We start from the raw sequence: 8,904 nt of genomic DNA on the forward strand, positions 1-8,904 counted from the left end.
CGCAAGGAGGGCACGAGCGTGCACTACCGGCTCGCCGGCGACGACGTGGCGGGCCTGTACGCCGACCTACGTGATGTGGCCCTGACTCACCTGGCCGACGCCGACCGGGCCCTGGTCGCCTACCTCGGCGGGGACGATGTCGGCGAGGCCGAGGACGTTCCCCGTGAGGAGCTGCTGCGCCGTGCACGAAGCGGCCAGACCGTGGTGCTCGACGTCCGCCCGCAACACGAGTACGCCGCCGGCCACATTCCCGGCGCGGTGTCGATTCCGGTCGAGGAGCTTGAACAGCGCCTGGCCGAGTTGCCCGCCGACGTCCAGGTTGTTGCATACTGCCGCGGCGCGTACTGCGTGCTCGCCTACGACGCGGTCCGGTTGCTGACCCGGCATGGCCGGTCGGCGCAACGGCTGCGTGAGGGAATGCTCGAGTGGCGACTGGCCGGCATGCCGATCCAGTCCGACGTCGCGTGAGCCCGGGCATGAGCAATCCCAGCCCCGGTGACGACCTGCCGCGATGGCGCTCGGTCCTGGCCGTCGTCGCGCACCCCGACGACGAGTCCTTCGGCATCGGCGCGGTCCTGGCCGGCTTCGCCGACGCCGGTGCAGCCGTGGCGGTGCTCTGTTACACCCACGGAGAGTCCTCCACCCTGCATGGCATCGAGGGTGACCTCGACAGCGTCCGTGCAGCAGAGCTGACCGGCGCCGCCCGGGTACTGGGCGTCGACCCGGTGCGAATTCTGGCCTACCCCGACGGCGCGCTGACCGAGGTCGACGTGGACGACCTGTCCGCCCACGTGCTCGACCTCGCCGCCGAGGTCGGGGCCGACGGGCTTGTCGTCTTCGACACCGACGGGGTCACCGGTCATCTCGACCACGCCAGCGCCACCATCGCGGCCTTGGCCGCCGCCGACCGCTCGGGGCTCGCGGTCCTGGGCTGGACCGTCCCCCGCAGCGTCGCCGCCGCGCTCAACCAGGAGTACGGCGCCGCGTTCACCGGCCACGAACCCGAGGACATCGACCTGGTCGTGACCCTGGACCGCACCCGTCAACTGGCCGCCGTCGCCTGCCACCCCAGCCAGGCCATACCCGAGAGCCTGCTGTGGCGGCGGCTGGACCTGCTCGGCGACCGTGAGTATCTGCGCTGGCTACGACGACCCCACCCCCACCCCCAGAAGGACGGTATGAGCTCGTGAACACTCTGATGATCATCAACGGTGCTGCCTACGGTCAGGACGCCACCTACAACGCGGTACGCCTCGCGGCGTCGATGGCCAAGCGCGACGAGGTGAGCCTTCGGGTCTTCCTCATGGGTGACGGTGTCACGGTGGCCATGTCCGGGCAGAAGACCCCAGACGGCTACTACAACCTCGACAAGATGCTGTCCGTCATCTCCCGCCACGGCGGGCATATCGGATGCTGCGGCACCTGCATGGACGCCCGGGCGTCACGGCGGCCATGCTCGTTCAGGGCGCTGCGCGGTCCACGATGGACGAGCTCACCGACTGGACCCTGGCCGCCGACAAGGTACTGGTGTTCTGATGACCCCGATCGCCGCGCAGACGGTTGTGGTGGCCGGTGGCGGCATCGGCGGGGTGGCCACCGCCAACCGGCTCCGTCGGCGCCTGGACCGCCGCCACCGCGTGGTCCTGGTCAACCGCGACCCGGACTTCACCTACGCCGCGTCCTACCTGTGGGTGATGACAGGGTCCCGCCGACCGGAACAGATCACCCGCCCCCTCAAACGCTTGGAACGACGCGGCATCGAGGTGGTCATCGGTGAGGTGACCGACATCGACCCCACCAGCCGGACCCTGACCGTCGGGCAGCGGACCCTGACCGGGGACCACCTCGTGGTGGCCCTGGGGGCAGACTGGGCCACCGACCGAGTGCCAGGACTTGGCGACCACGGCCACACCTACGCCACCCTGCCCGGCGCACAACGGTTGGCCGGCGAGCTCGCCCGCATCGAGTCCGGCCGAATCGTCGTGGTCACAGCGGCACCGCTGTACAAATGCCCCGCCGCACCGTACGAGGCGGCGCTGCTCATCGACGCCGAGCTACGCGCCCGCGGCGTACGCGACCGGGTGCAGGTGGTGGTCCGCAGCGCCGAACCGGCACCCATGCCCGTCGCCGGCGCAAACGTCTCCGCCGCTGTACAGCAGCTACTCGCCGACCGTGACATCGACTACCAGCCCGGCCGGCAGATCACCGCCGCCGAACCCGGCACCGTCCACTTCGGCGACACCAGCGAAGACGCTGACCTGCTGGTGTACATGCCCCCGATCTGCGCCCCGCAGGCCATCGCGAACTCCGCCCTGGCCGCCGACGACGGCTGGATCCACGCCGACCCGACCACCCTGGCCACCGACTTCGAGGGCGTATACGCCATCGGCGACAACACGCACATCGTGCTCGGCATCGGCAAACCGCTCCCGCGTGCCGGTGTGTTCGCCCACGCCCAGGCCCACGTCGTGGCCGACACGATCACTGGCGACATCACCGGCAAACCGGCTCCGGGCGGCTTCGACGGGCACGGCGGCTGCTTCATCGAGACCGGCGCCGGCCGCGCCGCCTACGGCTCCGGCAACTTCTACGGCGACCCCGCTCCCACGGTCGCCCTGCACTCCCCGGCACGTCGCTGGCACTGGGGCAAGGTCACATTCGAACAGCGCGTGATACGGAGGTGGCTGTGAGCCACGACCAGCCCCTGATCTACCTGGACCACAACGCCACCACCCCGGTCGCACCCCAGGTCCTCGACGCGATGCTCCCCTACCTGCGAGACCAGTACGGCAACCCCTCCAGCGACCACCCCACAGGCCGGGCCGCGGCCCGCGCCGTCGCCGTCGCACGCGCCCAGGTCGCCGCGCTAATCGGCGCCGACCCAGCCGAGATCATCTTCACCTCCGGCGGCACCGAGTCCAACAACCTGGCCATCCGCGGCACCGCCAGCATCGCCAACCCCACCCGACGCCGCATCATCACGACCGTCGTCGAACACCCAGCCACGACCGCCCCGTTGGCTCACCTGAACGCAGCCGGCTGGACGATCACCGCCCTCCCGGTCACCAGCGCCGGCACCGTCGACGCCGCCATGGCAGCCACGGAGCTGGGCCCGGACGTCGCACTGGTGACGATGATGCTCGCCCAGAACGAGACCGGCGCCATCCTGCCCGTCCCTACGGTCGCAGCCGCAGCCCACGCGGTCGGCGCGCTGATGCACACCGACGCCGCCCAGGCCATCGGCAAGATCGAGGTGAATGTCGATGCCCTCGGAGTGGACCTGCTCTCCATCGCCGGGCACAAGTGCTACGCCCCGAAGGGAGTCGGCGCCCTGTACCGCCGTGCCGGCACCCCGCTTGGCCCCGTGTTGTTCGGCGCCGGACAAGAGGGCGGTGTCCGGCCCGGGACGGAGAACGTTCCAGGCATCGTCGGCTTGGGTGCGGCGTGCGAGCTGGCCGGTGGTCGCCTGGACGCGGATGGCGTGCGGCTGGCTGTGCTGCGCGACACGCTCTGGGAGCAGCTGCGCGACGCTATCCCCGGCAGCGTCCGGCATACCCCGAAGGGCTCTCTGCCCAACACCTTGATGGTCTCGTTCCCCGACGTCCTCGGCCGGGCCGTGCTGGCCGCGTCACCAGGGCTGGCGGCGTCCACCGGGTCGGCATGCCACGCGGGTCAGGACACCCCCGCCGCGACGCTGCTTGCCATGGGGACTACACCGGAGGTGGCGCTCGGCGCAGTCCGGCTTTCCCTGGGTCACGGGACGACGACCGCAGACATCGACAACGCGGTGCGCATCTTCGTGCGAGGCTACGGTGACTGCGCCACCAGCTCACTACGATGATGATCGGCTTGGGCCGAGATCTGCGGCGACCTGGCCCCCGACGCCTGCTCGCTCCTGGTCTATCGACGCACTCGTGGCAACTCCGACGTCTTTGGCTACCCTGCGCAACCGACGTTGGGGAGCGAAACCGTACAGGCGGATTCGCGCCGGCCGGGCACCGCGGCGAGGCGTGGCTCAAGAAGGGTTTGCTCAGCTCGAAGTAGCGTTGCCCGTCCTCGCTGAACAGTCATATCGGACGAGCGAGGAGGCGTGTGATGGATCAAGTAGTCATCGGGATGGACCCGCACAAGCGGTCGGTGACAATCGAGGCCCGAGACACCCGAGAGATTCTGCGGGCCAAGGGCCGATTCGGCACGGACAACCGCCAGTATCAGGCGATGCTCAAGGTCGCCCGGCAGTGGCCGGAGCGGCAGTGGGCGGTCGAGGGCGCGAACGGGATCGGCCGCCCGGTGGCTCAGCGGCTGCTGGCTGACGGGGAGCGGGTGCTGGACGTTCCGGCGAAGCTGGCCGCTCGGGCTCGGGTGTTCGACACCGGTCAGGGCCGCAAGACCGACGCCACCGACGCGCACTCCATCGTGATGGTCGCGTTGCGGGACAAGGGTTTGCGCGAGATCAGCCTGGACCCGGAGCTGATGGTGCTGCGGCTGTTGTCCGATCGGCGTGACGAGTTGTCCCATGCGCGGGCACAGACGCTGAACCGCCTTCATCGGCTGTTCCTGGAGCTGCGCCCTGGCGGGGCCCCGGCCAAGAAGTCGACCGCGCAGTACAAGGTTCTGCTTGCCGGCGTGCGGCCGCGGGATCTGGTCGGGCGCACCCGGCGCCGGATGGCCGCGATGGAGGTGGCCGACCTGGAACGCATCGACGCCCAGATGAAGACGATGAAGGCCGAGCTCAAGGCCGGTGTCGAAGCTTTGGGGTCGCACCTGATGGACATCAACGGTGTCGGGCCTGCCGGTGCGGCACGGATCCTGGCCGATGTCGGGGACGTGGCCCGGTTCCCCGACCGCAACCACTTCGCGTCCTGGACTGGGACCGCGCCGATCGACGCATCCAGTGGCGAGCAGGTCCGCCACCGGCTGTCGAGGGCGGGCAACCGCCGGCTGAACCACGTGCTGTACATCGCCGGGATCGTTCAGATGCGTAACGACACCGACGGCCGGGCGTACTACCGGCGCAAGCTGGAGCAGTCCAAGACCACGATGGAAGCCATGCGCTGCTTGCGCCGGCGGCTGTCCGACGTGGTCTACCGCCAGCTCGTCGCCGACGCGCAGCTGCGCAGCCGATACCCAGATGAGGCGGGCCCGGGAGGGCACTCGGGGGCGACTAAGAAATCCAGCGCGACCGACCAGACCCCGGACATCGGCTCTTCGGATAAGCCACTTCCCGAACCCGCACCCTTGACGCTACCTAGCCAGGCGTCGACTCGGAAGACCCCTGGTCCGGGAACAGCCGCTACATCGCGACGACGCGCCGGAGGTGTCAACGTGGAGCGCCCTACCGGACGAACGACGTTGACACCGACCAGCGTCGACGCACACTCGACGGCCTCCCGGAGCCCAACCCCTTGACACAGGGCGCAATAGAAGGGAGCCATGTGCGTGCGTTGTGCGGACCGAGCTCGGGGCGGGTGCGGCCGCGTAGCGGTGGCTCGACACGCGGCGGCGTCAGGGCTCCAGTCGCCCCGTCGGAGGGCGGTCGGCGTGCGTGTTCTGGAGGTCACGACAGCCCGTGCCGGCCACGTCGCGGGACTGCTCCCGCTCACCCGGGCCCGCGTCCGAGCAGGACACGAGGCCGCATCGCCGCGCCGGCCTCGTTCGCCGGCAGCTGCAGGAGCTACGCCAGTTCCTCGTTGAAGGAGCTGCCGTCGCGCCAGATGAAGCCGACCTCGAGGTCGTTCTGCCGCAGTGTTGCTCGAGCTAGGTCAGACGGCTCGCGGGGCAAGAGGACCGCCACGCCGTCGATTCGGTCCGTCTCGCGGTTCGCCAGCATCCGGTAGTGCATCGCCTGAGTGACGGCACCGAGAACCACTAGGTCGTCAGTGGAGATCTTCGCCTCGACGATGAGCCGACGCTTCGTGTCGAAGATATCGGCGAAGCGGCTGTCTAACGGATACTCACGCTGCACCCGGTGAGGTAGCCAGTTCGCGTACGCATCGCGCAAGTCCGCTTCCAGCACCCGCTCAACTTCGTCACGCTCGCCAACCGTGAGCGTCGGGTCCGCCAGGACCTCGCCGGCGTCGGCCAGCAGCATCCACCAACGACGCACGCAACGGAGCCGAGAGCCTTTCAGCACCTCGTGCATCGCCCAGTAGACGTCGCAGTGTCGATACCTTCCGCCGAGCTCGATGAAGCAGTCGTGGATCGACCGGCTTCGTCTTCCATCGGGGCGGGGCCACCCCAGACCCCAGACCGCCTCGGCGACCTCCTGCAGCCGCAGGTGCGATGTCGGCCGGCAGGCCAGGTTGACGGAACACGGTCTCGTCGTAATGAATCGTGCCTTGCCACTCGAGGTCGAGTTCTGCGATGAGCACGGCGCGACTCGCCTCAGCCTTCGACTTTCCATGGCGGGTCATCAGGTGACGCTCGACGTCGTCCCACACCGGACTGTGGCCCAGATGCTCCAGGATGAAGCGGGCGGCGAGCCCGATCAGATGCTCCTCATCCTGGCTGTACGAGACCGGGCCGTTGAGCGGGTACGGAACGCTCACGCATTCACCTCACGACGCGGTGCTCGAGTGCCTGCAGGCTCACCCACACAACTGACTATAACTGGAGCCTGCGCTGCCGACTCGACGTGCGCCCCTCGCCGACCCGGAGCCGCCAACCTGTCGGCTTCGAATGCCTCGGCCCGCCGCGAGCGTCGATGCGCAGTCAGCGAGACGCTATCCGTGCCGCGTCCGTCAACGGCAGCTTCCGGTCACCAGCGCCATCGCTCCGGCAGCGCGACCAGCGGCAATAGCGGACGTCCAGGGCCAACCCGTTATGACTTCTGGCGCGCCACGCCCTCACCCGAGAGGGAGTTTGTCCGCGTCGATGTCGAACGGCCCAGTGACGTAAACGCCCTCGAACTCTCCCTTAGGGAACTTGTGGTCGCGGACGACGAGGACGTCCACGCTCGCGAGGATCGCGGTGGCTAGGTGGACCGCGTCCCAGGTCTTGAGGTTGTGCCCGACCCTCAACTCCCCCGCCTTGCGGGCGACCGCGGTCGAGACGTCCACCAACTCCGTCTCTGGGGACTCCAGGAGCGAGCGCAGCGTCTTCCGGGCGAGCGCGTGCCTCGGGGTGTCCTTGGGGTGCTTCACCAGAACCTCAGCGAGGATTGCGGTGGACTCCACGAGCCGGACCTCCCCGCGGTCCACAGCGGCCAGCAGCGAACCCAGGGCCCGGAACTCCGGGTCGGCCACGATGACGCCGAGCAGGCACGAGGCGTCCAGCAGTGCGGTCTCGATCTTGTCAGGCCTGACCACGGTTCGCCTCCAGCCATTCCTTGATGGAGGCCCCCTCCAGGTAGTCGGGGTCGATGCCGATGAGGTCCGTCCAGCGCGCCTCCGGCTTGACCAGGACCTCGACGCCCTCGGCCCGGACATTGAACACCCGGCCGTCGTCGTCCTGTCGGACCACGCCGCGCAGTTCGACCTGCTGCAGCATGGCCTCCTTCAGGTCGGCCCGTAGGGAGGTCTCGAAGCCCACGCGCACTATCCGCTTGTTGGGGAGCCGGAGAGACGCCCTGTTACCTCGGGAGACGTTGAGCCCGACGAGCGTGCCGCGCACGGAGCCAGGCATCCGACGCTCGAAAGGCTGTAGGTCGGCTAGACGACCGCCCAACTCGGGTGTGAGGTCCACGACAGGGGCAGGCTGGTCCGCGTCCCCCACGAGCCGGAGGCGCGGCGGCACCCAGTCTGTCTCGTCCTCATTCGGCTGACCGTGCTCTACGAAGCGCCGGGCGACCTTGATCGCGTCCGGGCTCCAGTCAGCGGGTAGCCCGCCGCCGCCCTGTACCGCGTCCAGGGAGTTGACCGCGAGCCGGAGCCAGCGCCCCTCCTTGGAGTCGGGCGGCGGGGCCACCCTCGCGACCGCGGAGCCCATGCGCAGGTCCTCGACGCGCCAAGTGACCGGGACGTCGGACAGTTCGTCCAGGAGCGCCAGCAGGTCGGCACCCAACTGGAAGAAGCGCCCCGCGTTAGCGGGGCGGCCCTCGTCCACGATGAGTTCGAGCGCGTTCATGGCCCCATCATGCACGGCCGCACCGCCAGTCGCCGGGATTGGATGCAACTCGCGCACTATGCGGCATTAGCGTGCGGGCGGAGGGCTGCGCGTTCTCCCCTCTGGCAGCGATCGGATCCCATGCATAGCGTGCGTGGATAGGTGGGGTGCCGCCGATCTATGCGATGCGAGAGGAAGGACATGCGATGACGCAGTACCTGATCACGTTCCCCAGCGACGCGATGAACCACATCCCCGACGAGGAGATGCCCGAGGTGGGCAGGGCTGCGCACGCGGTCTGTCAAGAGCTCATCGACGCCGGTGTGTACCTCTTGACCGGCGGCCTGGAAGAGGAACCCGCGAATCTCGTGGGCACGGACGGGACGGTCACCGACGGCCCGAGACCGGACTTCATCGGCGGAATCACGATCGTGGACGTGCCTTCACGCGAGGACGCGCTGAAGTGGGCTGCCAAGATCGCTGCTGCGTGCCGCTGTACGCAGGAAGTACGGGCGATCGGGTTCGACCCCGAACTCGAGGCGATGCTCGGCAAGGTTGCTGTCGACGTCGACGCCCTGAAGACGCGTGATCGAGGGTGACCGCACATCGGCAGGTTCGCAACGCACCACCCTCGGCACGGTCGATCACCGGCGTAACCCGGAGAGCGAACGTCCGACTCTCGGCATGAGCGAGCGTTTCGTCGGGGACGGCCGCCTGCGTCTTAGAGCGCGCGCAAATAGGCCGGTCAGGGGTCTGGCTGTGCGGGATCGTTTTCGACTTGTCGTAGTGCCAGGGCTTCGAACTCGGAGACGAGCTCGCGAAGACGCCGGGAGTTGTCCAGCAGCGGGCGCAGTCGTTCGG

10 protein-coding genes and 1 pseudogene are annotated in these 8,904 nt (G+C 68.9%); 8 read left to right on the forward strand and 3 right to left on the reverse strand.

All coding sequences use genetic code 11. From position 1 onward, the window contains the following. The 7 genes and pseudogenes from VIM26_RS11480 to VIM26_RS11505 all read left to right on the forward strand — a co-directional run. The coding region (locus VIM26_RS11480) for a rhodanese-like domain-containing protein (RefSeq protein WP_331951244.1) at nt 1–468 on the forward strand (468 nt) is incomplete at its 5' end. An 8-nt stretch (nt 469–476) separates the two neighbouring features. After that, entirely contained in the window at nt 477–1,190 is a 714-nt protein-coding gene (locus tag VIM26_RS11485) for a PIG-L deacetylase family protein (protein ID WP_331951246.1), read from the forward strand. 8 nt (nt 1,191–1,198) lie between these two features. Beyond that, a pseudogene (locus VIM26_RS27045) lies at nt 1,199–1,381 on the forward strand (DsrE family protein); the annotation flags it as partial. A 29-nt stretch (nt 1,382–1,410) separates the two neighbouring features. Next, the gene (locus VIM26_RS11490) at nt 1,411–1,536 is read left to right on the forward strand and encodes a hypothetical protein (RefSeq protein WP_331951248.1); all 126 of its coding nucleotides are present in this window, start codon (nt 1,411–1,413) and stop codon (nt 1,534–1,536) included. Continuing rightward, nucleotides 1,536–2,690, forward strand: a complete 1,155-nt coding sequence (locus VIM26_RS11495; protein ID WP_331951250.1) for an NAD(P)/FAD-dependent oxidoreductase — start codon at nt 1,536–1,538, stop codon at nt 2,688–2,690. Before VIM26_RS11490 ends, VIM26_RS11495 begins: the two co-directional genes overlap by 1 nt. Further along, a complete protein-coding gene (locus tag VIM26_RS11500) occupies nt 2,687–3,841 on the forward strand; it encodes a cysteine desulfurase family protein (protein ID WP_331951252.1) in 1,155 nt (384 codons plus the stop codon). The genes VIM26_RS11495 and VIM26_RS11500 overlap by 4 nt, the downstream gene beginning before the upstream one ends. A 254-nt stretch (nt 3,842–4,095) precedes the next feature. Further along, a complete protein-coding gene (locus VIM26_RS11505; RefSeq protein ID WP_331951254.1) occupies nt 4,096–5,409 on the forward strand; it encodes an IS110 family transposase in 1,314 nt (437 codons plus the stop codon). A gap of 265 nt (nt 5,410–5,674) precedes the next feature. Here VIM26_RS11505 and VIM26_RS11510 read toward each other — a convergent pair whose 3' ends face one another. The 3 genes from VIM26_RS11510 to VIM26_RS11520 all read right to left on the reverse strand — a co-directional run bounded on the left by VIM26_RS11510 (nt 5,675) and on the right by VIM26_RS11520 (nt 8,064). Continuing rightward, complete coding sequence (locus VIM26_RS11510) at nt 5,675–6,091, reverse strand: hypothetical protein (RefSeq protein WP_331951256.1); 417 nt, start codon at nt 6,089–6,091, stop codon at nt 5,675–5,677. A gap of 754 nt (nt 6,092–6,845) precedes the next feature. Beyond that, entirely contained in the window at nt 6,846–7,307 is a 462-nt protein-coding gene (locus VIM26_RS11515) for a type II toxin-antitoxin system VapC family toxin (protein WP_331951258.1), read from the reverse strand. After that, on the reverse strand, nt 7,294–8,064 hold the full coding sequence (locus VIM26_RS11520) for a hypothetical protein (protein WP_331951260.1): 771 nt from the start codon (nt 8,062–8,064) through the stop codon (nt 7,294–7,296). Before VIM26_RS11520 ends, VIM26_RS11515 begins: the two co-directional genes overlap by 14 nt. A gap of 185 nt (nt 8,065–8,249) precedes the next feature. Between VIM26_RS11520 and VIM26_RS11525 the strand changes: the two genes are divergently transcribed. Then, nucleotides 8,250–8,642, forward strand: a complete 393-nt coding sequence (locus tag VIM26_RS11525; protein ID WP_331951262.1) for a YciI family protein — start codon at nt 8,250–8,252, stop codon at nt 8,640–8,642. Nucleotides 8,643–8,904 lie beyond the last annotated feature (262 nt).

It is taken from the genome of Pengzhenrongella sp., from assembly GCF_036565025.1.
Taxonomy (GTDB): Bacteria; Actinomycetota; Actinomycetes; order Actinomycetales; family Cellulomonadaceae; genus Pengzhenrongella.